Here is a 26923-nt window from a genome sequence, read left to right on the forward strand (position 1 = left end):
TGCCCTACGAGACCTCGCGATCGCCGCGCGACTTCGCCCGGCTGGTCGCCGACGAAGGCGTCACGGTGCTCAACCAGACGCCGTCGGCGTTCTACCAGCTGCTGGAGGAGGCTCCCGACCTCGACGTCCGGTACGTGATCTTCGGCGGCGAGGCGCTGGACATGCGCAAGGTGTCCGCGTGGCGCGGGTCCGGCGCGTTGGTCAACATGTACGGGATCACCGAGACCACCGTCCACGTCACCTGGACGCCCGCCGACGGCTCGATCGGCGTGCCCATCCCCGACCTGCGGGTCTACGTGCTCGACGACGAGTTGCAGCCCGTCGCGCCCGGAGTGGTCGGCGAGATGTTCGTCGCCGGTCCGGGTGTGGCGCGCGGCTACCTCGACCGGCCGGGCCTGACCGCGCAGCGGTTCCCGGCCGACCCGTTCGGCCCGCCGGGAACGCGGATGTACCGCACCGGCGACCTGGCCCGGTGGGTCGACGGCCGGCTGGAGTACTTCGGGCGCGCGGACCAGCAGGTGAAGATCCGCGGGTTCCGCATCGAGCTGGGCGAGATCGAGGCGGTGCTGGCGGCGCACGAGGCCGTGGCGCAGGTCGCGGTGATCGTGCGGGAGGACCGGCTGGTCGCCTACTACGTGCCCGCCGGCACGGCGGTGGCCGCCGGGTTGCGCGAGCACGTCGAGCGGTCGTTGCCGGACTACATGGTGCCGACCGCGTACGTGGCGCTGGAGCGGTTGCCGCTCAACGCCAACGGCAAGCTGGACCGGGCCGCGCTGCCCGCGCCGGAACGGGAGGCGTCGGCGGCGGGCGGGTTCGTCGCGCCGCGCACCGAGGCCGAGCGCCTGGTCGCGGACGTGTGGGCCGACGTGCTCGGCCTGGCCGAAGTGGGCGCGGAGGACAACTTCTTCACCCTCGGCGGCGACTCGATCTCCAGCATCCGGGTGGTGTCGCGGCTGCGGTCGTCGTTCGACGTCTCGCCGCGCGACCTGTTCGACCACCCGACCGCGGCGGCGCTGGCGGCCCGGCTGTCCGGGTCCGCCCCGGTCGGCCGCGAGATCACGCGCGTCGACGGTGACGCGCCGCTGTCGTTCGCGCAGCAGCGGTTGTGGTTCCTGGACCAGTTCCAGCCCGGCGGCACCGAGTACGTGACGCCGCTGGCCGTGCGGCTGCGCGGTGCGCTGGACGTGCCGCGGCTGGAGCGGGCGTTGACGGCGCTCGTCGAGCGGCACGAGTCGCTGCGGACCACGTTCCCGGCGGTGGATGGGCTGCCGATCGCCGTGGTGCGGCCGGCGGACGTCAGCCTGCCGGTGGTGGACGAGATGCCCGCGCTGGAGCCGTTCGACCTGGCCGAGGGGCCGTTGTTCCGGCCGGCGCTGGTGCGGTGCGGACCCGACGACCACGTGCTGGCGCTGACGATGCACCACATCGTCACCGACGGCTGGTCCGGCGGTGTGCTGATGTCCGACCTGGCCGCGCTGTACGGCGGCGAGGAGCTGCCGCCGCTGCCCGTCCGGTACGGCGATTTCGCGGCCTGGCAACGGGCGCAGCCGCTGGACGCGCAGCTGGACTACTGGCGCGACCAGCTGGCCGGCGTGCCCGCCTTGGAGCTGCCGACGGACCGGCCGCGGCCGCCCGTGCAGACCACGGCGGGCGCGCAGACCGGGTTCGCGGTGCCCGCGGCGGTCGCGGCACGGCTGCGCGAGCTGGCGCGGGCCGTGGACGGCACGTTGTTCATGGCGCTGGTGGCGGCCTGCGAGGTGCTGTTCCACCGGTGGTCGGGGCAGGACGACTTCGCGGTCGGCACGGTGGCGTCCGGTCGCGACCGGCCGGAGACGCAGGACCTGGTCGGGTTCTTCGTCAACACGGTGACGCTGCGGGCGCGGGTCGAGCCGGCGGCGACGTTCCCGGAGTTCCTGGCCCGCACGCGGGAGACCGTGCTGGACGCGTTCGCGCACCAGGACGTGCCGTTCGAGCGCGTGGTCGACGCGGTGCAGCCCGACCGCGACACCAGCCGCACGCCGCTGTTCCAGGCCGTGGTGGCGTTGCAGAACGCGCCGCAGGCGCCGGGCTTCCCCGGCCTGGACGCGCAGGACGTCGAGCAGCCCACGGTGAGCAGCAGCTTCGACGTGACGGTGGAGTTCACCGAGGCCGACGACGGCGGGCTGCACGGGTCGGTCGAGTACAACACCGACCTGTTCGACGCGGGCACGGTCGAGAGGCTGGTCGAGCACCTCGGCGTGCTGCTGGCCGGCATCGCGGCCGACCCGGACCGTCCGCTGTGGGCGTTGCCGGTGCTGCCGGAGGCCGAGCGGGAGCTGCTGTCGGCGTGGGGATCGACCGGTCCCGCCGTCGACGGTCCCGGCTTCGTCGAGCTGGTCGAGGCGCAGGTCGCGCGCACACCGGACGCGCTGGCGCTGACAGGTGCGGCCGACGTGACCTACGCCGAGCTGAACGCCCGCGCGAACCGGTTGGCGCACCACCTGGTCGGGCTCGGCGCGGGCCCGGAGCGGATCGTCGCGCTGCGGCTGCCCCGCTCGGTCGACCTGCTGGTGGCGGAGCTGGCGGTGCTCAAGGCCGGCGCCGCGTTCCTGCCGGTCGACCCGGAGTACCCGGCCGAGCGGATCGCGTTCATGCTCGACGACGCCCGGCCGCTGGTCGTGCTGGACGGTCCGGTCGACGTGTCCGGTCAACCCGACACCGACCTCGGTGTGGCGGTGCGGCCGGAGCACCCGGCGTACGTGATCTACACGTCCGGGTCGACCGGGCGACCGAAGGGCGTGGTGGTGTCGCACGCCGGTCTGGCCACGTTCGCGGCGGCCGAGATCGAGCACTTCCAGGTGACGCCGGGCGACCGGGTGCTGGAGTTCTCCTCGCCCAGCTTCGACGCGTCGGTGCTGGAGCTGTGCATGGCCCTGCCCGCCGGCGCGGCGCTGGTCGTGCCGCCGCCCGGGCCGCTGCTCGGCGACCAGCTCGCCGAGGTGGTCCAGGCGTTCGGCGTGACCCACGCGCTGATCCCGCCGGTCGCGCTGGCCACCGTGCCCGACGTCGAGCTGCCGACCTTCCGCACCCTGATCGTCGGTGGTGACGCCTGCCCGCCCGACCTGGTGGCGAAGTGGGCCCCCGGCCGCCGCATGATCAACGCCTACGGGCCGACCGAGTCCACCGTGGTCACGTCGTGGAGCGAGCCGCTGGAGCCCGGCGGCGTGCCGCCGATCGGCCGGCCGGTCCCCGGCACGCGGGCGCACGTGCTGGACGGCGAGTTGCAGCCCGTGCCGGTCGGGGTGGCCGGTGAGCTGTACGTGTCCGGTGTCGGGTTGGCGCGCGGGTACCTGGACCGGCCGGGGCTGACCGCGTCGCGGTTCCTGGCGAACCCGTACGGCCCGCCGGGGTCCCGCATGTACCGCACGGGCGACGTGGTGCGGTGGAACGCGCACGGCGTGCTGGAGTTCGTCGGCCGGGTCGACGAGCAGGTGAAGATCCGCGGGTTCCGGATCGAGCTCGGCGAGATCGAGACGGCCTTGCTGGCGCACCCGGACGTGCGTGAGGCGGTCGTGGTGGCGCGGGCCGACGCGCGGGGCCACAAGCGGCTCGTCGCGTACGTCGTGGGCGAGGTGGCGAAGCTCCGGGAGTACCTGGGCGAGTCGCTGCCGGACTACCTGGTGCCGTCGGCGTTCGTGCCGGTGGACGCGCTGCCGATCAGCCCCAACGGCAAGGTGGACCGGGCGAAGCTGCCCGAGCCGGACTTCGGCGCGCTCCTCGGCGCCGGGTACGTCGCGCCGTCCGGGCCGGTCGAGGAGGCGCTGGCGGCGGTCTGGGCGGACGTGCTCGACCTGCCCCGGGTCGGCGCGCAGGACAACTTCTTCACCCTCGGCGGCGACTCGATCCTGAGCATGCAGGTGGTGGCGCGGGCGCGGCAGGCCGGGTACCGGTTCGCCACCCGCGACCTGTTCGTGCACCAGACCGTGGCGGCCCTCGCCCCGCACGTCGCGGTGGAGGTCGCCTCGTCGGCCGACGCCGCGCCGGTGGTGGGCGAGGTGCCGTTGACGCCGATCCAGCACTGGTTCCTGACCTCCGGGCGGCGCAACCCGCACCACTTCAACCAGTCGCACCTGGTGGAGCTGGCCCCGGCGGTGGACGTGGCGGCGTTGCGGCGGGCGTTGGGCGTGCTGGTGGCGCACCACGACGCGTTGCGGCTGCGGTTCACGTCGGTCGACGGGGTGTGGCGGCAGCACAACGACGACGTGGGTGACGTCGACGTGCTGACCGTCGTGGACGGTGTCGAGCGGCTGGAGGAGGTCGCCGACGAGGTGCACGCGTCGTTCGACCTGGCCACCGGGCCGTTGTTCAGGGCCGTGCTGTTCCAGGCCGAACAGCCGCTGTTGCTGCTGGTCGCCCACCACCTGGTGGTCGACGGGGTGTCGTGGCGGATCCTGCTGGACGACCTGGAGACCGCCTACCGGGACGAGGACCTCGGCGCCAAGACCACCTCGTACCGGGAGTGGTCGCGGCGGCTGGAGGCCCACGTGCTCGGCGGCGGGCTGGACGACGAGGTCGAGCACTGGACCCGGTCGTTCCCGCCGTTCCCGACGCCGTCCGGGACGCCCGAGGCGGTGACCGTGGAGCTGTCCGAGGAGGACACGGACGCGTTGCTGCGCGGCGCGCCCGCCGCCTACCGGACGCGGATCAACGACGTGCTGCTGGCCGCGCTGGCGTGGGCGTTGTCCCGGTGGACGGGATCGTCGCGGGTGGCGGTGGACCTGGAGGGCCACGGGCGCGAGGACGTGCTCGACGTGGACCTCTCGCGGACCGTCGGCTGGTTCACCGCGGTGTTCCCGGTGGTGTTGGAGGTGCCGGACGGCAGCTGGCGCGACCGGGTGAAGGCCGTGCGGCGGCAGCTGCGGGCCGTGCCCGGCAACGGGTTCGGGTACGGGGCGCTGCGGCAGCACGGCCTGGTGCCCGACGGAGGGCGGCCCGAGGTGTCGTTCAACTACCTCGGCCAGTTCGGCTCGGGCCAGTCTTCCGGGGGCGCGGCCGAGTCGGCCGGCCTGTACCGGGCGGTGCTTCCGTCGGTCGGCGCGGACCACGACCCGTCCGACACGGCCGACCACGTGCTCGACGTGGTCGGCGAGGCCGGGAAGACGCTGGGCTTCACCTGGTACTACCACGCGTCGGCGCACTCGGGCGCGGAGATCGGGGCGGTGGCCGCCGACTTCGCCGCCGCGTTGCGGGCGATCGCCGCGGACTGCCGGGGTGCGCTGTGACGACGTCGTTGGCGCGCAACCGGAACTACACGCTGCTGTGGGGCGGTCAGGCGCTGGCCGAGGTGGGGTTCAGCGCCTCCATGCTGGCCCTGCCGCTGCTGGTGCTGTTCCTGACCGAGTCGCCGGTGCTGTCCGGGCTCGTGCTGACCGTGGACGCCACCGCGCAGCTGCTGGTCGGGCTGCCGGCGGGCGCGCTGGTCGACCGGTGGGACCGCCGCCGGATCATGCTGTGCTGCGAAGCCGCCCAGGTGGTCGCCCTGGGCGGCCTCGTGGTGGCGATCTGGGCCGACGCGGTCACGATCCCGCACGTCATGGCGGTCGCCGCGGTGCTCGGCGTGTGCCGGGCGTTGTTCGAACCCGCCGAGGACGCGTGCCTGCCCCGGCTCGTGCCGGACTCGCAGCTGGCCACGGCCGTGGCGATGAACAGCGCGCGGTCGTCGTTGGGGCAGATGGCGGGCACGGCGCTGGGCGGCGTGCTGCTGGCCGTCGCCCGGTGGCTGCCGTTCCTGGTGGACCTGGTCACGCACGTGGTGGCGTTCGTGGCGCTGCTGTTCCTGCGGGTGCCGCCGTCCGCGCCGGTCGAGTCGCACCCGCACCTGCTGCGGTCGATCGGCGAGGGCCTGCGGTGGGTGTGGGGCAGGCGCGAGATCCGGGTGACGGCGTTGTGCGCGGTGGTGCTGAACCTGTTCTTCACCGCGTTCTACGTGGTCGTCATCGTGCTGGTGGAGGGCCGGGGCGCGTCGTTCGGCGAGATCGGCGTGATGGCGGCGATGCTCGGCGTCGGCGGGGTGCTCGGCGCCCTGGCCGCGCCGTGGCTGCACCGCGTGCTCGGGCCGCACCGGTCGATCGCGTCGGTGTTCTGGGTGCTGACCCTGCTGGTGCCGTGCGCGTTGGCGGTCGAGTCGGCTTACCTGATCGGGGTGCTGTTCGCCCTGATGAGCTTCCTGGCGCCGACCGCCAACACCACGATCAGCACCCACCAGCTGCTGCTCACGCCCGACGAGCTGCGCGGACGGCTCAGCGGCGTGATGGGTGTCGTCGTGGGCGGCGCGGGCGCGGCCGGTCCGCTGGTCGGCGGTGTGCTGACCCAGGCGCTGTCGGCCCGCGCCGCCGTCGTGGTGTGCGCGGCGGGCATTTTGTTGATCACGGTTTTCGTCACGGTCAGCCCGACTCTGCGCGGGTATGCGAGAGCACAGGAGGAGAACGAGGCATGAGGGACGACATCACCTACCAGGTCCTGGTCAACGACGAGGGCCAGTACTCGTTGTGGCCCGCGCACCACGACGTGCCCGCCGGGTGGCGGTTCGAGGGCACCAGGGGCACCAAGGACGAGTGCTCGGCGCACGTCGACAAGGTGTGGACCGACATGCGTCCGGCGTCGTTGCGCGCGGCGATGGACTGAGTGCCGTCGGCGCCCTGGTCCCGCTTCAGAACAGCGGGACCAGGGCGCCGACCACACCGGCGGCGACCAGGGCGCTCACCACGCCCCGGCGCAGGGCCAGCAGCCACAGCACGGCGAGACCCAGCAGCACGAACTGCCACGGCTCGTGCAGCGACCAGGCCAGCGGCACGGTGGAGCCCGCGATCGCGCCGATGGCGGCGGCGCCCGCGCCGGTGAGGAACGCCTGGGCCCGGTCGTCGTCCCGCAGGCGCTGCAACCTCGGACCGCCCGCGATGACCATCACGAACGACGGCGCGAACGCCACGAACGCGGCCAGCAGCCCGCCGCCGAGCCCGGCGGCGGCGTACCCGACGACCGCGACCGTCTGCACGACCGGTCCCGGGGTGATCTGCCCGAGCGCCACCGCGTTGAGGAACTGCGCGTCGGTCATCCACCCGTACGTGTGCACGGCGTCCTGCCGCATCAACGGGATGATCACGAAACCGCCGCCGTACGACAGCGCGCCGACCTTGGCCGCCACCCACGTCAACGCGCCCAGCCCTCCCCCGGCGGCGGGCAGGGCCAGGACCACGGGCCAGTTCGCGGCACGACCGGACGGCGTCCGGGCCGCGACCTCCACCAGCCCGGCCGCGACCAGCACGAGCACCAACCACGGCCCGGTCACCGCCGCCGCCACCGCACCCACCACCAGGTAGGACGCCCAACGCCCCCGTGCCGCCCACGCCGTGCCGACCCGCCGGTAGCTGCCCGGGATCAACCCCCACGCCGCGTGCAACGCCACCGCCGGCACCGCCGCCCCCGCTCCCGCCGCCGCGCCCGTCACCCACGCGGGGGCGTCGTCGGCCAGGAACAGCACGGCCAACGCCAGGATCAACAACAACCCCGGCACGATGAAGCAAACCCCACCGATCACCGCGCCCGCCGCGCCGCGCAACCGCCACGCGCACAGGATCGCGAGCTGCGTCGAAGCGGGCCCGGGCAACAGGTTGGTGACCGCGATGCCATCCTCGAACTCGCGATCGGACAGCCATCCCCGGCGGGTCACGCACAGGTCCCGCAACAACGCGATGTGCGCGGGCGGCCCACCGAACCCGACGCACCCGATCCGCCCCCACTCCCGGGCGATGGTCCCCAACCCGACCCGGGTCACGAGGCGTCCACGCGATCGACCGACCGACAACCCACCGCAGCCAGCTCCCAGACGTGAAGGTCGACTCGCACCGGCCCAATCTTCACCGAGCCACTGACCACAGGCAAACCACCCCCGCGACGCTTGCCCTGTCGCGCTGCGCTGCCCGACACTGACCACGGCGCGGGTCGTGGGGAGGCGACATGGTGAAGTTCGCTGCCTGGGTGGTGCTCGCGTGGGTGGGCCTCGCGACAGCGATGTGGACCGCTCCAGTCTCGATGACCCACGTCGGCGGCGACGTCCCGGCGCAGGACTCGTTCGAGCACCCGTGCGCCTTCGACGAAGCCGGGATGAAGAACTGCTCCGACACGTCGTACTACCTGTGGCGGTTGTCCGGTGAACGCGCCGTCACCACGACGTGGGAACCCGGCCGTGAGGACATCGGGACCATCACCGGCACGCTCGTCCACGAGCACACCGACTGCCCCGACAGCCGCGTCGAGTGGACCGTCGTCGCCGGCGACCGCACCAGCGGGACGTTGACCGCCGAGAACCCCACCGCCGACCTGGACATCGAGGTGCGGCAGCCACTGCGCGAACTCACCCTGACCGTCCGCCGACTGGACGGCGCGACCTGCGCCGCCGCGCTGCGGTGGAGCGATCCCCGGCTGGAACCCCCGTTCAAGCTCCTCCCCTGACCCACCGCGCACACCGCCGCCGTTAACCTCACCACGGTGAGCGCAGACGGCTGGCTGACCGACACCAGGATTTCCTACGACACGGTGGCCGACAGCTACCTCGACATCACGCGTGAGGCGTTGGCGAAGACGCCACTGCTGCGCGGCGTCCTGGCGATGTTCGCCGAGGCCGCCCGCGAGGTCGGCGGACCGGTCGCCGACATCGGCTGCGGACCGGGCCTCATCACGTCCCACCTCCACGGCCTCGGCCTGGACGCCTTCGGCATCGACCTCTCACCCCGGATGGTCGAACTCGCCGGCCACCACCACCCCGACCTGCGCTTCCACGTCGGTTCCATGACCGACCTCGACCTGGCCGACGGCTCGGTCGGCGGCGTCCTGGCGTTCTACTCGATCATCCACGTCCCGGACCACGAGATCCCCGCGGTCTTCACCCACTTCCACCGCGTGCTGCGGCCGGGCGGCGTCGTCATGCTCGGCTTCCACGTGGGCGACCGCGACCGCCTCAAGACCGAGGGCTACGGCGGCCACCCGATGTCGGTCCGCGTCCACCGCCGCCCGGTCGAGCGAGTCGCCGGCTGGCTGCGTGACGCCGGCTTCACCGTCGAGGCGCAAGTCCTCATCGGCCCCGACGACGAAGTGCCGGGCGGAATGCTGATCGCCCGAACCGGATCGTGATCGAGGACCCCTGACGAGCACGTGCGGACCTTCGGCCACATCGGCTACGGCATCCGCCCCCTTCGCCCAGTCGAGTGATCCACCACCCCCACCCCAGGCACGAAGACCACTCACCGACACCGAGACCACCAGACCCCGCCGCACCACAACGAACCGGAACAACCCCACCGAGGCCCGCCACCGCCTCCCACCTCACGTCACCGGCACGATCCTCGCCGACAGCAGCTCCCCGCCCTCGATGTCGAGCAACCCGACAGTGCCGTGCGGCTGGCCGCGGCGGTCGGTGGGTGAGCCCGGGTTGAACACGCGCACACCACCCAGCCCCTCACCGGTGACGTCCATCGGGATGTGGGAGTGGCCGAACACCACCAGGTCCGCCTCCGGGAACCGGCGGCGCATCCGCGCGACGCGTCCGGTCGCCTGGCCGCTGTCGTGGATCATCGCGACGCGCAGCCCGGCGAGGTCGACTTCGACGGTCTCGGGCGCGCCCCACTCGACCACGTCCGGCCCGTCGTTGTTGCCGCACACCGCGATCACCGGCGCGTACTGCGCCAGCTCGTCCAGCACAGGCGCCACGCAGACGTCACCGGCGTGCAGGATGACGTCCGCGCGGCGCAGGTGTTCCGCCACTTCCGGAGGACACGACTTCCACCGCCGGGGCGCGTGGGTGTCCGACAGCACGACTACCCGCATGGCGCGGAACCTACTACCCGCGGGCTCGGCTCAAGTCAGGGCCGGGCCCGCGTCACCGCTCGTGGCCAACTCCTTGAGGAACTCGTGGCACTGCTTGGCGCGCGCCGAATCCTCTTCCATCACGCGGCGGAAGAAGGCCGCGATCTCCTGCTTGCCCGCGTTCTCCGCGTCCCGGACGTACTGGCCGTAGTCGTGCCCCGCCTTGAGCGCGTGGTACTGCACGGAGATCAGGTCGTAGCTGACGTCGTCGAATCCGGTCTCCCCGGTGGCCATGGCCCCTCCTTCGTCGGTCGGTCGCCCTGTGCCATACCCGCCGACCACGCCGCCAACCACACCCGACAACACCACCGACCACCCGGACGTGGTCGCGCTGAGTGGCAGGGGTCGGGGGTTGCTTGTAGCGTGCGATCCGGGTTGAGACGACAGCCTTGGTCTGGCGCGAGCCGCACTGCCGGCTGGAGGAACCCATGAGAATCGCGGTCGTCTCGGCGCACGCGAGCCCGCTGCCCGTGCTCGGTGACGCCGAGGAGGGCGGTCAGGACGTCCACGTCGCCGAGCTGTCGGCGGCACTGGTCGCGGACGGGCACGAGGTCACGGTGCACACCCGGCGTGACTCCCCTCGACCGCCCGACGAGGTGCGCACCCGGCTCGGTTACGACGTGGTGCACGTGACGGCGGGGCCACCGAGCCCGGTTCACCCGGACGAGTTGCTACCTCACCTGGACGAGTTCACCCGGTTCCTGCGCTCGCAGTGGCGGGCCGACCCGCCGGACGTCGTGCACGCCCACTACTGGACGTCGGGCGTGGCGTCGGTGCTGGCCGCCAACGGTCTGGACGTGCCGGTGGTGCAGACGTTCCACTCGTTGGGCGTGGTGGCGCAGCAGGCGGGCGACGAGGGCGTGCCGGAGGCACGGGTGTCCACCGAGCGGCTGATCGGGCGTGAGGCGAGCCGGGTCATGGCCCTGTGCACGGACGAGAAGACGCACTTGGTGCACATGGGCGTGCCGCGAGCGCGGCTGGCCGTCGTGCCTCCGGGGGTGGACGTCGAGCGGTTCAAGCCGGACGGGCCACGGCTGAACCGGCCGTTGTCGCACCGGCTGGTCTCGCCGGCGGTCGGTGCCGAGGACGTGATCACGGCGTTGCGGGCGGTGTGGGACACGGAACTCGTGGTCGTGGGCGGTCGGCCGGAGGAGGTGCGCAGGCTGCGCGAGCACTCGCGCGCGTCGGGCGTCGGCGACCGGGTCCGGCTGGTCGGCCGCGTGCCGCAGGTGGCGATGCCCGCGTTGCTGCGGTCCGCCGACGTGGTGGTCTGCGCCGGTTCGGACTGCGCCGCCGTCACGCCGCTCGAGGCGATGGCGTGCGGCGTGCCGGTGGTGGCCGCGAACGTCGGCGGGGCGACGGACATCGTCGTGGACGGCGTCACGGGCCTCCTCGTGCCACCGGACGACCCGCGGGCGCTGGCCCGCGCGCTGCGCCCCCTGCTCTCCGACGACGCCCGCCGCGACGCCTACGGCATCGCCGCCACCGACCGCGTCGAGGCCAGGTACAGCACGACCCGGATCGCCACCGAGACGGCCCGCGTGTACCGCCAGGCCACCGGCCGACCGGAGACGCTGGAGTCCTCGCTCACCGACGGCTAGCCACGCCGATCCCCACCAGGAGCGAACGCTTGCACACACCCACACCAGGACGGACGCCTGCCCGCACCGCCACCCGAGGTCACGGCCGGTAGGCGCGCAGGCGGTCGGTCAGGTCGTCCGGCGTGCCGTACGCGCGCAGTCGGATCGGCCTCGGGTCGCCGGGGTGGTCGCCACGCCTCAGCGCCGCCACGTACGCGGCCACCTCCGGCGCCGGCGGCAGCACGTCCCCGCCCCGGTAGGTGATCACCACGGGCGGCTCGGCCGGCCGGGCGCGGACGGCGGCGGCCCAGCCGTACTCCTCGTCCCACAGCAGGGCGAAGTCCCGGTCCGGGAACGACGGCAGGTTCCCGTCCACCTCCAGGCACGCCGTCGCGGGCGGGCCGGGGTTGGCGCGCCAGCACTCGCCCGCCAACCCCAACTCGACCGCGACGGCCCGCACGTACCGCTGGAGGCCCCGGGTCGGCGTGTCCTCGGCCCCGGACTCGGACCCAGACCCTGACTCGGACTCCGCGGCCACGCTCGCCACGTCCCCCGGGTCACCCGGTCCCGGCGGCGCGGGTCGGACGAGCCGGGCGACCCAACGCGAAGCCGAGCGCGATCATGCCGAGGCCCAACAACAGGTGCAGCCAGTTGTCGGCGGTGTTCACCGGCACGAAGTTGGCCGAGCTGTCGTGGTCGACGAGGAGCCCGTACAACCACAGCAGCAGGTAGACGACACCACCCGCGACGAGGTACAGGAACGCGTTGCGCATCGTCTTGGCCATCACCAGGCCGAGGACGCCGAACGCCAGGTGCACGACGTTGTGCAGGATCGACACGGCGAACACGCCGAAGAGCTTGGCCTGCGACTCGTGCCCCGCGAACTGGATCGTGTCGTAGTCGGTGGTGATGCCGGGGATGAACCCGGCGATCCCGACCACGAGGAACACCGCGCCCACCACCGTCGCCGCCAGTTGGACCGGTGTGCGTGTCGTCGCTGTGCCGGGTCTGGACATGTCGACTCCCGTTGCCTCGCGGAAACCACTTCGGTTCCGTCCGACTACCCGACGTGCGTACGGGCAAACGACCGGGCGAACAACTGCGAGCACTACCAGGCGAGCGCGGCGAGGGTCAGCGCGGCGGTTCGAACCGGGCCAGCCACGTGGTGAGGATCTGCTCCAACCGCCCGGCGTCGTCGTCGTCGAGGGCGTCGAGCAGCCGCCGCTCGTTGGCCATGTGCTCGGTGAACGCCTGGTCGATCACGCGCTTGCCCGCGTCGGTCAACGCGACCACGCGCCGCCTGGCGTCGTCCTGCCCCGGCCTCCGCGTCACCAGGCCGTCCCGCTCCAGCCGGTCGATGCGCTTGGTGATCGCGCCCGTGGTCACCATCGTGTGCTGGGCCAGCTCTCCCGGCGCGCGCTCGTACGGCGCGCCCGCCCGGCGCAGTGCGGCGAGCACGTCGAACTCCCCCTCGCCGAGCCCGTGCCGCCGGTACACGACGGCCAACTGCTCGGCCAGCACGGCCGCGAGGCGGTGCAGCCTGCCGATGACGCCCTGGGGCGCGACGTCGAGGTCCGGCCGTTCCCGGGCCCATTCGGCCTGGATCCGGGCGATGCGGTCGAGTTCCACGACACCCAGTATAGCTTCCACGGAAGCTATACTGTCTTCCGTGGAAACTATCCGGTGGGGCCTGGTCACCGCGATCGCACCGGTCGCGTGGGGCTCGACGTACTACGTCACGCACCACTTCCTGCCCGCCGACCACCCGCTGTGGGGAGCGGTGCTGCGCGTGCTCCCCGCCGGCGTGCTGCTCCTCCTCTTGTGCCGCAAACGCCCTCGTGGCCCGTGGTGGTGGCGATCGCTCGTGCTCGGCGCGCTCACCGGCGTCGTCGGCGTGGTGCTCATGCTCGCCTCGGGCGTGGACGCCGCCGACCCGCTCGGGGTCGTCGTGTCGGTCGCCGCGATGGCGCTGTCCGCGTTCGGGCACGTCCTGACGAAGCGCTGGGGCGCCGGCGTGGACGTGCTGCTGGTGACGTCGTGGCAGCTCGTCGCGGGCGGCGCGGTGCTCGTCGTGTCCGCGTTCGTGGTCGAGGGCGCTCCCCCGCCGCTCACCGGCGCCACCCTGCTCGGCTTCGCGTTCGTGTCCGTGGTCGCCACGGCGGTCGCGTTCGTCGCCTGGTTCACCGGTCTGCGCCACCTGGACGCGGGCACGGTGGGGTTGATCGGCCTGCTGAACCCGGTCACCGGGGTCGTGCTCGGTCTGCTGCCGGCGGCCGAGTCGCTGGGCGGGCACCAAGTCCTGGGGCTGCTGCTCGTGCTGTCCGGCGTGCTGCTCGGACAGCGGGCCGGAGCGCCACAGGGAAGCGCGGCGCCGGGTCCGTCCCGCGTGGGGAGCGACGACGTCGAGGAGGTGGAGTTTCACCGCTCCGGACGCGCCACCAGCGACCACAGGTAGCTCAACGGCTCCCCGACCTCTTCGTCACGCTCGACGAACTCGGTGATCAACGCGGCCAACCGGGCGTTGAGCTCCGCCTGGGACGCCGCGCCCAGGCGCAGCACACCCCTCGCGCTGTCCCGGTTGGCGTCCGGCCCGGCCTCCAGCACCTCGGCCCGGTGCGCGGCGAGCATCGCCAGGTCCACCCGCTGGACCAAGCCCTCGCCCTCGACGTCGACCAACCCCAGCCGCCACGTCCGACCGGTCGACCGGTACGGCCGTTCCAACGCGCCGCGCGCGCCGCTGCGCACCGGGTCGGCGGCCAGGAAGTCCCGCTTCACCAACGCCCGCACGTGCCGCAGCACGGTCGCCGGCGCGACGCCGAGCCGGTCCGACAGCTCCTTGTTCGTCAACGCCCGGTCCCAGCACAACCGCAGGATGCGCCAGCGCAACGGGTGCGCGAGCACCTTCAGCTCCTCGACCGTCGCGTCACGGGCGGGGTGATCAGGCGGGGCCGGCACGCCGCAGAGGCTAACCCACCCGTCCTTGCCGCGCCCGCCAGTGGTTTGGTTCACTGATATCGATTGCACTTCGTGAAATCACTGAGGGGGTGGCGTGGACGGACTGGCGCGGCGAGTCGGCGAGTGGGTGCGCGAACGGGACGGCGAACTGCTGGCCGAGCTGGCCGAGTGGGTCGCCCGACCGAGCATCAGCCGCACGGGCGAAGGCATGGCGGACGCGGCCGTCCACGGAGCGGAGCTGTTGCGCCGCAACGGCTTCCAGCCCGAGATCGGCGAGACCGACGGCTGGCCCGCCCTGCTGGGCACCGCGCCCGGCCCGCCCGGCGCGCCCCACGTGCTGGTCTACGGCCACTACGACGTGCAGCCACCCGGGCCGCCGCACGAGTGGGTCACCCCGCCGTTCACGCCCGACTTCCGCGACGGCCGGATCTACGGCCGCGGCGCCGGCGACAACAAGGGCCAGCACCTGGCCCAACTGCTCGGCCTGCGGGCGTTGCGGGAGCTGACCGGCGGCCTGCCGTGCCGGGTGACCGTGCTGCTCGACGGTGAAGAGGAGATCGGCAGCCCGCACCTGGCGTCCGTGCTGGGGAGGATCGACCGGCCGGACCTGGTGGTGTGGAGCGACGGCCCGGTGCACGAGTCCGGTCGCGCCGCGGTGGTGCTCGGCGTGCGCGGCGTCGTCACGTTCGAGTTGCGGACCTCGGGCGCGTCCGGCGTGCTGCACTCCGGCAACTGGGGCGGTGTCGCGCCGAACCCCGCGTGGCGGCTGGTGCACGCCCTCGGGACCATGCGGTCACCCGACGGCCGGATCCTGGTCGAAGGCGTCACCGAGGACGTCGTCCCGCTGACCCCCGGCGAACGCGACGCGCTGGACCGGCTGCCGGTCGACGTGCCCGCCACCCTGGCGGGCATCGGCGTCACCGCGATGGAACCGCCCGCCGACCTCGGGTTCAGCCGCCGACTGGCCGCGCCCACGTTCACGATCAACTCGCTGAGCTGCGAGGACACCCCGGAACACCGCACCGTCATCCCGAACCGGGCGGTGGCGCGGTGCGACATGCGGCTCGTCGGCGGGCAACGGGCGGAAGCGGTGTTCGCCGCCCTCAGGGCACACCTGGCCGTCCACGCGCCGGACGTGGAACTGGTCGAGGGCGCCGCGATGCAACCGTCCCGGACGCTGCCGGAGACCCGGTGGACGAACGCGGTCCTGACCGGCGCGGAGGCCGGGTTGGGCGAACCGCCGCTGCTCGTGCCCGCGCTCGGCGGCAGCCTGCCGATCGCCGCGTTCACCGACGCGTGGGACGTGCCGTGCTACGGCCTGCCGCTGGCCAACGTGGACGAGGCCAACCACGCGCCCAACGAGAACCTGGACCTGCGCTGGTTCCGGCGGGGAATCGTCGCCGCCGCCACCGTGCAGCACGCGATCGCGGAGGTGGGACGGTGACCTGGACCGACTTCGAGTGGCTGGCCGGCGCGGAGCCGAGCCCGGACGGCAAGTCCGTCGTGTACGTGAGCGACGCCTCCGGCCGCCCGCAACCCCGGGTGTCGCCGCTGGGCGGCGGCACCCCGCGTCACGTGGAGGTGGCCGGGTCGGTCCGCCGGTGCACCTGGCGGCCGGACGGCGCGCGGCTGCTGGTGCTGACCGACCCGGACGGCGGCGAGGACCACCGGCTGGCCGAGGTCGACCCCGCGACGGGCGAGGTGGAGTGGCTGGTCGCCGAGGAGGGCGTGCGGTGCGAGATCGGCACGCCGTACGGCAGCACCGGACGGCCGTACAGCCCGGACGGGGCGCTGCTCGCCTACGCGAGCAACGCGCGTGACCGCGAGGTGTTCGACGTGCTGGTGCGCGACCTGCGCACCGGCGACGAGCGGATCGTGCTGCACGGCGACGACCGCTACCTGCCGATGGGCTTCTCCCCCGACTCACGGCTGCTGCTCGTGGTGCGGCTGCACCAGAACACGGAGCAGGACCTGTTCGCGTGCGACCTGGCCACCGACGAGGTCCGGCTGCTCACCCCGCACGAGGGTCCGGCGAAGTACCACCCGGTCGCGTGGCTGCCCGACTCGTCGGGCCTCTACCTGTGCACGACCCAGGGCCGTGACTTCCTCGGCCTCGCCACGCTGTCCCTGGACGGCGGGCTGACCTGGATCGACACCCCGGAGGCCGATGTGGAGGGCGCCGCCCTCTCCCCGGACGGCACGCGGCTGGCGTGGGGCGTCAACGAGAACGGCTGCACCCGGCTTCGGTGGGCGCAGGTCGGCGGACCACCCTCCGACGTCACCGGGCTCCCACGCGGTGTCGCGGTCGCCGAGTTCGGCTTCGACGGCTTCGCGCCGCGGTTCACCGCGTCCGGCGACCTGCTGGTGCAGCTCGGCCGGCCGGACGGCGCGACCGACCTGTTCCTGGTGGACCTCGACCGGGGCGGGGCCAGGCAGCTCACCGACTGCGGCGCACGGCTGCCGGACGCGGTCGTGCCCCCGACCCTCGTCCACGCGACCAGCGCGGACGGCGAAACCGTGCCGTGCCTGCTCTACCGACCGGCATCGGCTGGAGCGGAGCACCGGGCGCCGGTGGTGGTGACCGTCCACGGTGGACCGGAGTTCCAGGCGAAGCCGGGGTTCGACCCGCTCGTGCAGGCGCTGCTGGCACGCGGGATCGGCGTGCTCGCGCCCAACATCCGCGGCTCGTCCGGCTACGGGATGCGCTACCAGCGGCTGATCTACCGCGACTGGGGCGGCGGCGACCTGGCCGACCTGGAGGCGTCGGTGCGGCTGCTGGACGACGTGCCGTGGGCCGACCCGACGCGGCTGGGCGTGCACGGCGCGTCGTACGGCGGGTTCGCCGCCCTGTCGTGCCTGACCAGGCTGCCGCACCTGTGGCGGGCCGGGGTGAGCGAGTGCGGCTCGTCGGACCTGCTCAACGACATCCGGTCGTTCCCGCCGACCTGGCGCAGGCGGGCGGCGGACTGGATCGGCGACCCCGACGACCCGGCCGACGTGGCCGTCCTCACCGAGCGCAGCCCGCTCGAGCACGCCGACCGGCTCACCGCGCCCGTGCTGATCATGCACGGCGAGAACGACACCAGGGTCGACCCGGCGGAGTCCGAGCGGATGTACCGCAGGCTGCGTGAGCTGGGCAAACCGGCGCGGCTCGTGCTGCACCCCGGCGTCGGGCACGAGTGGGACCGGGCCGGGCTCGCCGACACCATCGAGCTGATCGTCTCCTGGTTCGCCGACCACCTCCGCTGAGGACCCCGCAGGAACTTCACGGACGAAGCACAGGAACCGCGCTCATCGTGGACGGCACGACCCCCATCCACGACCGCGGCCTCGCCTTCGACCTGGCCACGTTGAGCCGCAGGCGGCCCTCACGCTGTTCGGCGGCGTGGGGCTCGCCTCGCTCACCGCGTGCGCCACCGGCGGCACCACGACCACCACAACGTCCGCGCCGGCCGAGTGCGGCGACGGGATCCGCAGGAAACCGCCGGCCCGTACCCCGGCGACGGGTCCAACGGCCCGAACGTGCTCAGCGTGCGCGACCTGGTGCGCACCTCCCTGGCCGACGACACCGTGTTCCGCGACGGCCACGACGAGCAACTGGCCGACGTGACCGGCGACGTCACCTCCCGGCTGCACGGCCTCGCTCGCCGTCCGGGTGTGAGGGTCGTCCGGGCCCGGCATCAGGACAGGGTCAGCAGCAGGTGCAGGCCGACCAGCAGGCCGCACGTGACGCTGTGGACGAGCGGGTTCTGGGCCAGCAGCGCGGCGAACTCCCGCAGGAACGCGCTGGGCAGGAAGTACCACGCCGTCGGCGCGCCGATGATCTGCATGCGCAACCGCAGCCTGCGGGCCAGCACGGCGGCGCGGAAGACGTGGAAGTTGTTGGTCACCGCGACCGCCCGGCCGGTCCAGGAACGTTCGGCGAGCAGCCGCGCGCTGTACCGCAGGTTCTGCTCGGTCGTCGTCGCCCGGTCCTCCAGCACGATCAGCTCGTCCGGCACGCCGCGGCGCAGCAGGTAGTCGCGCATCGCCGCCGCCTCGGACACCGCCTCGTCCGGCCCCTGCCCGCCCGAGACGACGAGCAGCGGCGTGCGGCCCGCGTCCACCTCGCGGCGGTACAGGCGCAGGCCGCGGTCCAGCCGTGCGGCCAGCAGCGGCGGCACGCGGTCGCCGATCAGGCCCGCGCCGAGCACGATCACCGCATCGAAGCCCGTGCGGCGGCCGACGCTGCCGTACACGACCGAGTACAGCAGCAGGCTGACGAACAGGAACGCGACGTAGGCCGCGACGATCAGCAACGACCCGATCACCGCGTCGACCGCCGGTCCGGTGTGCGCCGTGGCGAAGCCGAACGCCGCCACCAGGCCGAAGATCGCGAGCCCGGCGAGCAGCGAGAGCAGGTTCGCCAAGCCGAAACCCTCGCGGCGCAGCATCAGCACGCCGTTCGCGACCAACGCGGTCGGCAGCACGAACCCCAGCCCCAGCAGCACGACCACGAACGCGTACCCCACGACGACGGCCGACCAGCCGCCGTTCGCCGAGGCCCGGAACACCAGCCACAGCAGCAGGAACACCAGCGTCACGCCGAGCCACACGGCGTTGCCGAGCCGCCGCCGGTCCCGGATCACGCCGATCACGAAGAACAGGGCGGGCACGAGCGCCGCGATCCCGAAGATCATGCGGGCCAATGTAGACGGCAGGCGGTCACTCGAAGTCGTGGTCCCCGAGCGTGGCCGGCCGGATCTCATCGCGGACCACGCGCCACCGTCGGTCCGCCGCGGCGCCGGCGCCGGCGCCCTCGGATCACGACGCGCCGCGCGGTCAGGCGGACGTCCCCGGTCCGAGGCGGCCGGCGGTGGCGTGCAGGCTGGTCAGGGTGGTGGCGGCGGTGAAACCGAGGATCGGGTCCGGCCGCTCGGACAGCAGGCTCGCGTACAACGGGCGGTAGTGCGCGATCTTGCGCGGCGTCCGGCCGTCACCGCCGTGCTCGGCCAGCAGCTCCCCGCCCCGGTACGCGAACGCGGTCATCGCCGTGTGGTCCAGCCACACCTCCACGTCACCGCAGGTGAACGCGGTGGACTTGCTGCTCGCGCCGGTGCGCCAGCTGGTGTGCAACCGGGCCGTGCCGACCGCGCCACGGGACCGGAACGAGGCCGCGGCCCAGCAGCTCGTGCGCTCGTCCCGGAGCGACGTCACCGCCGTGACCTGCACCAACCGGGCCAGCACGGTGAGCTGGTTGATGCCCGAGTCCGTCCACGCCGAGAGGTAGGACGTGAACGCCTGCTCGCCCTTGAGCACGTACGGGTCGTTGAACGCGGAGGTGATCGCGGTGACCGGCCCCCACTCCGGGTGCGCGGCCACCAGGTCCGCCGCCCACTCCACCTCGGGCGAGAACGCGAAGTGGTGCGCGGTGAACAGCCGGTCGTGCGAGCCGTCCACGCCGCCCAGCCGGTCCACCGACGCCAGGTCCGGCACCAGCGGCTTCTCCACCAGCACCCGTGCGTCGGAGCCGGTCAACACCGACGTGGCGAGGTCGGCGTGCGAGTCCGCCGGCGTGGCGATCACCACCAGGTGCGGTCGGTGCGCCGCCAGCGCGTCGTCGAGGTCCCGGTAGTGCCCGGGGGTCACGCCCCGGAACACCGGCGGCTCGGCGTGCGGGTCGACGGTGAACACCAAGTCCACGTCGGGCCGTTCCGCCAGCACCTCCAGGTGCGTCCGGGCGATGGTGCCGACCCCCACCAACCCGACCCGCGTCCGTCCGTCGATCGGTTCCACCCCGGCAGCCTCCACACCCGGCAGTATCCGCCCCACCGGACGCCGAGCCGCCAGGTGCGTTCTTGATCGTGACGACCAGGACACATCGCGTGGCTCGACGGCGCCGTGACGAGGTAGTTTCAGCGTCGTCCGCGCACCAGCCCCGGGGAGCACATGCGATTCCTCTTCCGCCCACCCGCCAGCGAGGCCGGTGGACTGCTCTCGCTGCCCTGGGCCCAGCCCCTGGAGGAGTGGGACGAGAAGCTGCTGCTGACCGTTCCCCAACGCGGCATCTCGCGGCACGTGGTGCGGTTCGTCGCCAGCGAGGGCCGCGTGTACGCGCTCAAGGAGATCGCCGAACCGCTGGCCCGGCACGAGTACTCGATACTCGGCGACCTGGAGCGGGAAGGCATGCCCTCGGTGTCGGTGCTCGGGCTGTGCGTCGACCGCCCGGACGACCAGCAGGCCATCCTGGTCACCCGCTACCTCGACCACTCCATGTCCTACCGCTACCTGTTCTCCAGCCCGCGCGTCGAGCACTCGGCGGACCGCCTCGTGGACGTGCTGGTCGGACTGCTGGTCCGGCTGCACCTGTCCGGCACGTTCTGGGGCGACTGCTCGCTGTCGAACACGCTGTTCCGGCTGGACGCGGGCAACCTGGCCGCCTACCTGGTCGACGCCGAGACCGTCGAGCGCCACCCGCAGCTGTCCGCCGGCCAGCGGACCTACGACGTGGACCTGGCCCGTGAGCGCATCGGCGGCGAGCTGATGGACCTCGAAGCCGGCGGCCTGCTGCCCTCCGACATCGACCCGATCGAGGTCGCCGACAGCGTGCCCCGGCGGTACGCCGCGCTGTGGGAGGAGGTGACCCGCGAGGAGTTCTTCCAGCTCGACGAGCAGCGCTACCGGGTCGCCGAACGCCTCCGCCGGCTCAACGACCTCGGCTTCGACGTCGACGAGGTCGAACTGGTCACCTCGGACAGCGGCGCGCGGCTGCGGGTGGACATCCGGGTCGCCGAGATCGGCCAGAGCCGCCGCGAGCTGTTCAAGCTCACCGGCCTGGAGGTGCAGGAGGGCCAGGCCAGGCGCCTGCTCAACGACCTGCGCTCGTTCCGCGCCTACCTGGAGCAGCGCGACGGCGCGCCCGTCCCCGAGACGACCGCAGGCCACCTGTGGCGCAACGAGGTCTACGACCCGGTGGTCGCCGCCGTGCCGCCCGACCTGCTCGGCGTGCTGGCCCCGGCGGAGCTGTTCCACGAGGTCCTGGTCCACCGCTGGTTCCTGTCCGAGAACGCGGGCCGCGACGTCGGCACCACCGCCGCGCTGCGCTCCTACCTCGCCACCGTGCTGCCGGACCGGGACAACGAGGTCGACGACGAGGACGTCGACCTCGTCTGATCGACGTCCCGAGCGCGTACACGCCGAGGTCGAGCAGCCCATGCGCGGTCTCGTCGCACAGCCGCACCGCACCGTGCTCGTCGGACTCGGCACGCTCCCGCTTCGGCATCGCCGCGGCCTCCTCCCGGTCGCCGGCGGCGGCCAAGGCCCACCCGGCCGGCGCGTGGCTCGCCTCGCAGCGCGACCCGGGCCGCCGCGCAGGCGCTCGTGCGAGCTGAAGAATTCGCAGCGCTTTTAGCATTCGACAATTCGGCCGACCATCGACCCGTTGACCAGTCGAAACATTTTCGGCGCATCTTGACCGCCTGCGAGACGTCCTCCACAGTCTGATGAATGCGACCGGCACCCGCGACAGCGGCGCTTCAGCCCGTGCGCCTGTTCTCGGCCCTCGTATCACCCACGCTGACGTAATCGTCGTTCGCGCGGCGAGCGCGACGGAACACCCGGCGCACGCGGTCCTCGGTGGACGCTGCCCGCGCCGCGGCCAACCCTGCCCCGACCTCGATGAAGAGGAGCACACCCATGGCCGGATCGGGCCACCCGCCCACCGCTGTCCCACGAGCACCCGGACGTCGCCTGGCCGGCGTGACCGCTGTCGTCGCCGTGCTGGTCGGCGGACTGGTCACGGCGCTCGGCGCCGCGCCCGCGTCGGCCGCCACCGTCGACACGACCGCGTGGTACGCGTTGGTCAACCGCAACAGCGGCAAGGCTTTGGACGTCTACAACTTCGCCACCGGCGACGGCGCCCGCATCACCCAGTGGACCCGCAGCGACGGCACCAACCAGCAGTGGCAGTTCGTGGATTCGGGCAACGGCTACTACCGGGTGAAGTCCCGGCTGTCGGGCAAGGTCCTGGACGTCCACAACTACTCCACCGCGGACGGCGGCGCCATCGTGCAGTGGGCCGACAACAACAGCTCCAACCAGCAGTTCCGCCTGGCCGACTCCGACGGCGGCCACATCCGCCTGATCAACCGCAACAGCAACAAGGCGGTCGAGGTCCAGGGCGCGTCCACCGCCGACGGCGGCAACGTCGTGCAGTACAGCGACTGGGGCGGCGCCAACCAGCAGTGGCAACTCGTCCGGATCGGCGGGACCGACCCGACGACCACCACCACCACGACGCCCCAGCCGGGACGTCCCATGGTCGAGAACAACTTCCAGGTCACCCGTGAGGGCGCGTACGGCGACAACCGCTTCACCGTGTTCCGACCCTCCGACCCGCAGGCCGTCGGCCGTCCCCTCCCCGTGCTGGCCTTCGGCAACGGCGCCTGCGCGCACACCAACAACAGCGAGGTCACGCGGCTGCTGACCGCCATCGCGGCGAAGGGCTTCGCCGTGGTGGACATCGGTTCCGCCAACGGCTCGCCCAACGGCCTGCCCAGCGGTTCCCCCATTCCCTCGCTGCTGACCGACGCCCTGACCTGGGCCGAACGCGAGCAGAACCGCTCCGGCGCGGCGTTGTCACAGCGGCTCGACCTGACCAGGATGGCCACCGCGGGCCATTCGTGCGGCGGCCTGGAGGCCCTGATCGCCGCCCAGGACCGCCGGGTCGACGCGACCGTCTCGGTGAACAGCGGGCTCTTCGCCGACGGCTCGTTCGGCTACCCGCGCTCCGAGCTGACCAAGCTGCACGCTCCGGTGCTGTACATGGACGGGGGTCCCTCCGACATCGCCTACGAGAACACCAGGGCCAACTACAACCTGACCACCGTCCCCACCGTCTTGGCCGAGAACCCCCAAGCAGGGCACGGCGGCTTCATCACCGGTAACCAGATGGCCGACGCGGTGACCGCGGTCGTGCAGTTCCTCGACATGGTCCTGAACGGCAACCAGATCGCCCGCGACTACATCCTGCAACCGTCCGGACTGGCGTCCAGGGTGCCTTGGACGGTGGCCAAGAAGAACTTCTGATCGCGAGGGACGGCCGTCACCGGCACACGCCGCGAGAACGCCACGCGTGTGCCGGTGACGGCCACCGGTACGGCCCGCCGGTTCTTCGGTGGTGCCGCGGACGTCCCGGCCCTGTCGGGCCACGCCCGGAAGCCTCCGAACCACCGGTGGGAGTTCAGGTGAGGCGTCCGCCCTTCTGCGGAAAACAGGTCGCCGTTTCCGGTTTCCGCTTGTCGGAGATGTCATCCCCGCTGCGCCACAGGCATACCCGAAGAGGGGATCCGCAGGACGAGTGCGCTCGCTAGCGTGGGCCAAGGGCGCGAAAGCGGGGGGATGATCCGGCATGCGTTACGACGCGTTCATGTCCTACAGCCACGCGGCGGACCAGCGGATCGCTCCGTTCCTGCGTCGAGGGCTGCACCGGTTGGCGCGGCGGTGGAACCAGGTATGGGCCCTGCGGGTCTTCCGGGACCAGGAGAGCCTCGCCGCCAACCCGGACCTGTGGGACACCATCGACAAGGCGCTGCGCGAGTCCCGGTTCTTCATCCTGCTGGCCTCGCCCGAGGCCGCGAGGTCACCGTGGGTGGGGCGTGAGGTCGAGTACTGGCGTGCGGAGCGCGAGCAGGGCACATTCCTCATCGCGCTGACCGGCGGGGAGATCGTGTGGGACGACTCCGCCGGGGACTTCGACTGGGACCGGACCACGGCGTTGCCGGAGGCGTTGCGGGGGTGGTTCTCCGCCGAGCCGCTGTGGGTCGACCTCTCCTGGGCCCGGGACGAACCGGAGTTGTCATTGCGGCACAGCCGGTTCCGGGTCGACGTCGCGACGTTGGCGGCCGCGGTGCACGGCAAGGCCAAGGAGGAGTTGGACAGCGAGGACGTGCGGCGTCACCGGGTCGCGACGTGGGTGCGCCGCGGGGTCGCAGCTGCGCTGACGGTGCTGCTCGTGGCTGTGCTCGGGCTGGGCGCACGGACCATCCTCCAGCAGCAGGAGGCGATCGAGCAGGGACGACAGGCGTTGTCGCGGGCCGTGGCGGCGAAGAGCGAGCTGATGGAGGACAGCGATCCGGAGCTGTCGCGGCTGCTCGCACTGGCCGCGTGGCGGGTAGCCGGGACCCCGGAGGCGGAAGCGGCGATGGTGCAGGCGGCCGCACGTCCCGGTGTGGGGAGGGTCGCTGCCGGCGGACCCGTCGAGGCTGTCGCGTTCAGCCCGGACGGCAAGCGCCTGGTGACCGGCGGCGAACACGTCCGGGTGTGGGACACCTCCACACTGCGGCAGGTCGGCGGGACCGCCACCGACGACGAGGGCGCCACGCAGGTCGTGCAGGTGAGTCCGGACGGCAGGACGTTGCTCACGGCGGGCCCCGGACCGTCCGCGCGGTTGTGGGACCTCGGAACCGGTGCGCTGCTGGCCGAGCCCCGTCAGGACGACACGACCTCACCGTGGTCGAACGGCTCGGTCAGTGCGGCGTTCAGCCCGGACGGCACGCGACTCGTGCTCGGTGATCCCGGCCACGAGGTGACGGTGTGGGACATCGCGAGCGAGAAGGCGGTCCACACCGTCGGAGTGCCGCAGATCGACCCCTACCAGCGCAACTCGGTGCGGCCGTCGGTCGCCTTCCACCCCAGCGGTGGCTCGTTCGCGGCGCTCGGCTCGGACGGCGCGGTGCGGTCCTGGGACACCGCGACCGGCACCGCGCTCGGGGAACCACTACCCGCCCACCCCGGCGACAAGGCGAGCCTGGTCGGCCCTGTGATCGTCTTCAGTCCGGACGGGGCCCTCTTCGCCACCGGAGGCGCGGACGGCACGATCCGGTTCTGGGACACCGCGACCCGCCGGCCGATCGGCGCGTCCCTGACCGGACACACCAGACCCGACCGCACGTCCCTGGCGCAGTCGTTCGCCTTCAGCGCCGACGGGCGCGTGTTCGCGGCCGGCAGCGAGGACGGCACCGTTCGCCTCTGGGACGTCCGCAGCCGCAACCCGCTCGGCGAGCCGCTGAACGGTCACACCCGCGCCGTCACGTCGGTGGCGTTCAGCCCGGACGGCCGGACGCTCGCCAGCGGCGCCCGGGACGGCACGACGCGGCTGTGGAACGTGGCCGAGCTCCTCCAACTCGGCCACCCGGCGATCGAGCACTCCGGCATGCTGTACGCGCTCGCGTTCAGCCCGGACGGCAAGACCCTGGTGACCGGCGGCGACAACGGCGAGACCGCAGGCGACCACGGGAGCATGGAAGCGTGCGGCCACAGCGGCTGGGGGGTGTGCTACGTCGACCGCGGTCGGTTCGTCGTGATCGGCGGCGGCCAGGCGGTGCAGTTCTACTACCCGCTCGGCACGCGACTGCCACCGCCCGGGCCGCCCCGCACGCTCATGCTCTGGGACGTGGCTCAACGGCGGGCCCTGACCGACCTGCCGACCCCCGACCGCACACCGGTGCTGGCGGTGGCGTTCAGCCCCGACGGTGCCACCGTGGCCGCCGGCGGCATGGGCGATGGGCTCGCCGGCACCGTGCTGTGGGACCACGCCAACCGCGTCCCGCGCGCGGAGCCGCTGGCCGCCGACCTGTCGCTGGTCCGCGCCGCGGCGTTCAGCCCGGACGGCCACCTGCTCGTCACAGCAGGAGAGGGCCGGTTGGCAACGGGCAAGGTCGACGAGGACGACAGCCGGACTCAGGTCACGTTCTGGGACCCCAAGGACCGCACGCGGCTCGGCGCCGTCGACACCGGGCACACCACGTACGCGGTGGCGTTCAGCCCCGACGGGTTGCTCCTCGCCACGGGCAACCGCCAGGGCGAGGTCCGGCTCTGGGACACCGGCACGAGAAGCCCGGTCGGTGACGTGCTCAAGGGCCACACCGGCCCGGTCGGGGCCCTGACGTTCAGCCCGGACGGCACGACCCTGGCCAGCGCCGGCGACGACGGCGCGATCCGGGTGTGGGACGTCGCCGGCCGGCGGGCGGCCGGCGATCCGATGGTGGGGCACTCCGGCGCGGTGTACTCCCTGGCGTTCCACCCGGACGGCCGGACGCTGGCCAGCGGCGGCGGGGACAACTCGGTCCGGCTGTGGAACGTGGCGGCGCGCAAGCAGGTCAACGGACCGCACGTCCGACACCGGCAGCCCGTCCGCGCGGTGGCGTTCAGCCCGGACGGCACGACCCTGGCCAGCGCCGGCGAGGACGCGGCCACCCGGTTCTGGGAGGTCCGCACCGCCAAGGACGTCCCCGCGGCACTATGCGCCACCGCTCGACGCACCCTCACCGCCGACGAATGGGCGCGCCACCTGCCCGGAGTGGCGTTCCTGGAGGTGTGCCCACCGCGGTAGCCGGAGAACGCGCTGGTGTACAAGGACTTCCGACGCCGGCGGTACGACCAGCGAGCTGTCGACCACGAGCCCGGCCGCGTTGGTCGCCGGAGCGGCGTCCTGGCGACTGTCGATCGAC

The 26923-nt window shown here is 72.9% G+C and carries 21 protein-coding genes; 12 read left to right on the forward strand and 9 right to left on the reverse strand.

All coding sequences use genetic code 11. From position 1 onward, the window contains the following. From AB0H12_RS40965 to AB0H12_RS40975, 3 genes are all read left to right on the forward strand, one after another. On the forward strand, nt 1-5261 hold a 5261-nt coding region (locus tag AB0H12_RS40965; protein WP_499630794.1), incomplete at its 5' end, for an amino acid adenylation domain-containing protein. Continuing rightward, nucleotides 5258-6475, forward strand: a complete 1218-nt coding sequence (locus AB0H12_RS40970; protein WP_499630797.1) for an MFS transporter — start codon at nt 5258-5260, stop codon at nt 6473-6475. The genes AB0H12_RS40965 and AB0H12_RS40970, both read left to right, overlap by 4 nt. Then, nucleotides 6472-6663, forward strand: a complete 192-nt coding sequence (locus AB0H12_RS40975; protein WP_499630800.1) for an MbtH family protein — start codon at nt 6472-6474, stop codon at nt 6661-6663. Before AB0H12_RS40970 ends, AB0H12_RS40975 begins: the two co-directional genes overlap by 4 nt. Nucleotides 6664-6688: 25 nt before the next feature. Here AB0H12_RS40975 and chrA read toward each other — a convergent pair whose 3' ends face one another. Then, nucleotides 6689-7813: a chromate efflux transporter gene (gene chrA / locus AB0H12_RS40980; RefSeq protein WP_499630803.1), complete on the reverse strand. Its 1125-nt coding sequence runs from the start codon at nt 7811-7813 to the stop codon at nt 6689-6691. Nucleotides 7814-7995: 182 nt separating this feature from the next. On the opposite strand from chrA, the gene AB0H12_RS40985 reads away from it, so the two are divergent. Both AB0H12_RS40985 and AB0H12_RS40990 read left to right on the forward strand, forming a co-directional pair. Beyond that, nucleotides 7996-8490: a hypothetical protein gene (locus AB0H12_RS40985; RefSeq protein WP_499630806.1), complete on the forward strand. Its 495-nt coding sequence runs from the start codon at nt 7996-7998 to the stop codon at nt 8488-8490. 36 nt (nt 8491-8526) lie between these two features. Next, entirely contained in the window at nt 8527-9168 is a 642-nt protein-coding gene (locus tag AB0H12_RS40990) for a class I SAM-dependent methyltransferase (protein ID WP_499630809.1), read from the forward strand. A 192-nt stretch (nt 9169-9360) separates the two neighbouring features. Here AB0H12_RS40990 and AB0H12_RS40995 read toward each other — a convergent pair whose 3' ends face one another. Continuing rightward, the gene (locus AB0H12_RS40995) at nt 9361-9861 is read right to left on the reverse strand and encodes a metallophosphoesterase family protein (protein ID WP_499630812.1); all 501 of its coding nucleotides are present in this window, start codon (nt 9859-9861) and stop codon (nt 9361-9363) included. 30 nt (nt 9862-9891) lie between these two features. Then, complete coding sequence (locus tag AB0H12_RS41000) at nt 9892-10134, reverse strand: acyl carrier protein (protein WP_499630815.1); 243 nt, start codon at nt 10132-10134, stop codon at nt 9892-9894. A gap of 194 nt (nt 10135-10328) precedes the next feature. On the opposite strand from AB0H12_RS41000, the gene AB0H12_RS41005 reads away from it, so the two are divergent. Beyond that, a complete protein-coding gene (locus AB0H12_RS41005; RefSeq protein ID WP_499630818.1) occupies nt 10329-11501 on the forward strand; it encodes a glycosyltransferase in 1173 nt (390 codons plus the stop codon). 79 nt (nt 11502-11580) lie between these two features. Here the strand turns inward: AB0H12_RS41005 and AB0H12_RS41010 are convergent, their stop codons facing one another. The 3 genes from AB0H12_RS41010 to AB0H12_RS41020 form a co-directional block, all read right to left on the reverse strand. Further along, nucleotides 11581-12018 carry a DUF6292 family protein gene (locus tag AB0H12_RS41010; RefSeq protein WP_499630821.1) on the reverse strand — a complete coding sequence of 146 codons (438 nt, stop codon included), beginning with the start codon at nt 12016-12018 and terminating at the stop codon, nt 11581-11583. A 19-nt stretch (nt 12019-12037) separates the two neighbouring features. After that, nucleotides 12038-12496: a DUF4383 domain-containing protein gene (locus AB0H12_RS41015; RefSeq protein WP_499630824.1), complete on the reverse strand. Its 459-nt coding sequence runs from the start codon at nt 12494-12496 to the stop codon at nt 12038-12040. A gap of 115 nt (nt 12497-12611) precedes the next feature. Next, a complete protein-coding gene (locus AB0H12_RS41020; RefSeq protein WP_499630826.1) occupies nt 12612-13109 on the reverse strand; it encodes a MarR family winged helix-turn-helix transcriptional regulator in 498 nt (165 codons plus the stop codon). 40 nt (nt 13110-13149) lie between these two features. Between AB0H12_RS41020 and AB0H12_RS41025 the strand changes: the two genes are divergently transcribed. Continuing rightward, nucleotides 13150-13935: a DMT family transporter gene (locus AB0H12_RS41025; RefSeq protein ID WP_499630829.1), complete on the forward strand. Its 786-nt coding sequence runs from the start codon at nt 13150-13152 to the stop codon at nt 13933-13935. Here the strand turns inward: AB0H12_RS41025 and AB0H12_RS41030 are convergent. Further along, nucleotides 13899-14435, reverse strand: a complete 537-nt coding sequence (locus AB0H12_RS41030; RefSeq protein ID WP_499630832.1) for an ArsR/SmtB family transcription factor — start codon at nt 14433-14435, stop codon at nt 13899-13901. The two genes, AB0H12_RS41025 and AB0H12_RS41030, sit on opposite strands and share 37 nt — an antisense overlap. Before the next feature lie 94 nt (nt 14436-14529). On the opposite strand from AB0H12_RS41030, the gene AB0H12_RS41035 reads away from it, so the two are divergent. Further along, nucleotides 14530-15879, forward strand: coding sequence for a M20/M25/M40 family metallo-hydrolase (locus AB0H12_RS41035; protein WP_499630835.1), 1350 nt, complete (start codon nt 14530-14532; stop codon nt 15877-15879). After that, the gene (locus tag AB0H12_RS41040) at nt 15876-17684 is read left to right on the forward strand and encodes a S9 family peptidase (protein ID WP_499630838.1); all 1809 of its coding nucleotides are present in this window, start codon (nt 15876-15878) and stop codon (nt 17682-17684) included. The genes AB0H12_RS41035 and AB0H12_RS41040 overlap by 4 nt, the downstream gene beginning before the upstream one ends. Nucleotides 17685-18115: 431 nt before the next feature. Here AB0H12_RS41040 and AB0H12_RS41045 read toward each other — a convergent pair whose 3' ends face one another. Next, complete coding sequence (locus AB0H12_RS41045) at nt 18116-19114, reverse strand: YdcF family protein (protein ID WP_499630841.1); 999 nt, start codon at nt 19112-19114, stop codon at nt 18116-18118. Nucleotides 19115-19256: 142 nt separating this feature from the next. Then, a complete protein-coding gene (locus tag AB0H12_RS41050; RefSeq protein WP_499630844.1) occupies nt 19257-20210 on the reverse strand; it encodes a Gfo/Idh/MocA family protein in 954 nt (317 codons plus the stop codon). A gap of 153 nt (nt 20211-20363) precedes the next feature. On the opposite strand from AB0H12_RS41050, the gene AB0H12_RS41055 reads away from it, so the two are divergent. From AB0H12_RS41055 to AB0H12_RS41065, 3 genes are all read left to right on the forward strand, one after another. Beyond that, nucleotides 20364-21587 carry a DUF4032 domain-containing protein gene (locus AB0H12_RS41055; RefSeq protein WP_499630847.1) on the forward strand — a complete coding sequence of 408 codons (1224 nt, stop codon included), beginning with the start codon at nt 20364-20366 and terminating at the stop codon, nt 21585-21587. A 522-nt stretch (nt 21588-22109) separates the two neighbouring features. Beyond that, nucleotides 22110-23501 (forward strand): RICIN domain-containing protein, encoded by a 1392-nt coding sequence (locus AB0H12_RS41060; RefSeq protein ID WP_499630850.1) that lies wholly within the window; start codon nt 22110-22112, stop codon nt 23499-23501. A gap of 322 nt (nt 23502-23823) precedes the next feature. Continuing rightward, entirely contained in the window at nt 23824-26805 is a 2982-nt protein-coding gene (locus tag AB0H12_RS41065) for a TIR domain-containing protein (protein ID WP_499630853.1), read from the forward strand. Nucleotides 26806-26923: the final 118 nt, after the last annotated feature.

The sequence above is a fragment of the Actinosynnema sp. NPDC023794 genome (assembly GCF_040639675.1).
Taxonomy (GTDB): domain Bacteria; phylum Actinomycetota; class Actinomycetes; order Mycobacteriales; family Pseudonocardiaceae; genus Actinosynnema; species Actinosynnema luteola.

Excerpts from the sequence above, each read along its gene's own strand:
- AB0H12_RS40975 (WP_499630800.1), top strand. The coding sequence starts at position 6,472 with ATGAGGGACGACATCACCTACCAGGTCCTGGTCAACGACGAGGGCCAG.
- AB0H12_RS40985 (WP_499630806.1), top strand. The coding sequence starts at position 7,996 with ATGGTGAAGTTCGCTGCCTGGGTGGTGCTCGCGTGGGTGGGCCTCGCG.
- AB0H12_RS40995 (WP_499630812.1), bottom strand. The coding sequence starts at position 9,861 with ATGCGGGTAGTCGTGCTGTCGGACACCCACGCGCCCCGGCGGTGGAAG.
- AB0H12_RS41000 (WP_499630815.1), bottom strand. The coding sequence starts at position 10,134 with ATGGCCACCGGGGAGACCGGATTCGACGACGTCAGCTACGACCTGATC.
- AB0H12_RS41005 (WP_499630818.1), top strand. The coding sequence starts at position 10,329 with ATGAGAATCGCGGTCGTCTCGGCGCACGCGAGCCCGCTGCCCGTGCTC.
- AB0H12_RS41015 (WP_499630824.1), bottom strand. The coding sequence starts at position 12,496 with ATGTCCAGACCCGGCACAGCGACGACACGCACACCGGTCCAACTGGCG.
- AB0H12_RS41045 (WP_499630841.1), bottom strand. The coding sequence starts at position 19,114 with ATGATCTTCGGGATCGCGGCGCTCGTGCCCGCCCTGTTCTTCGTGATC.
- AB0H12_RS41055 (WP_499630847.1), top strand. The coding sequence starts at position 20,364 with ATGCGATTCCTCTTCCGCCCACCCGCCAGCGAGGCCGGTGGACTGCTC.
- AB0H12_RS41060 (WP_499630850.1), top strand. The coding sequence starts at position 22,110 with ATGGCCGGATCGGGCCACCCGCCCACCGCTGTCCCACGAGCACCCGGA.
- AB0H12_RS41065 (WP_499630853.1), top strand. The coding sequence starts at position 23,824 with ATGCGTTACGACGCGTTCATGTCCTACAGCCACGCGGCGGACCAGCGG.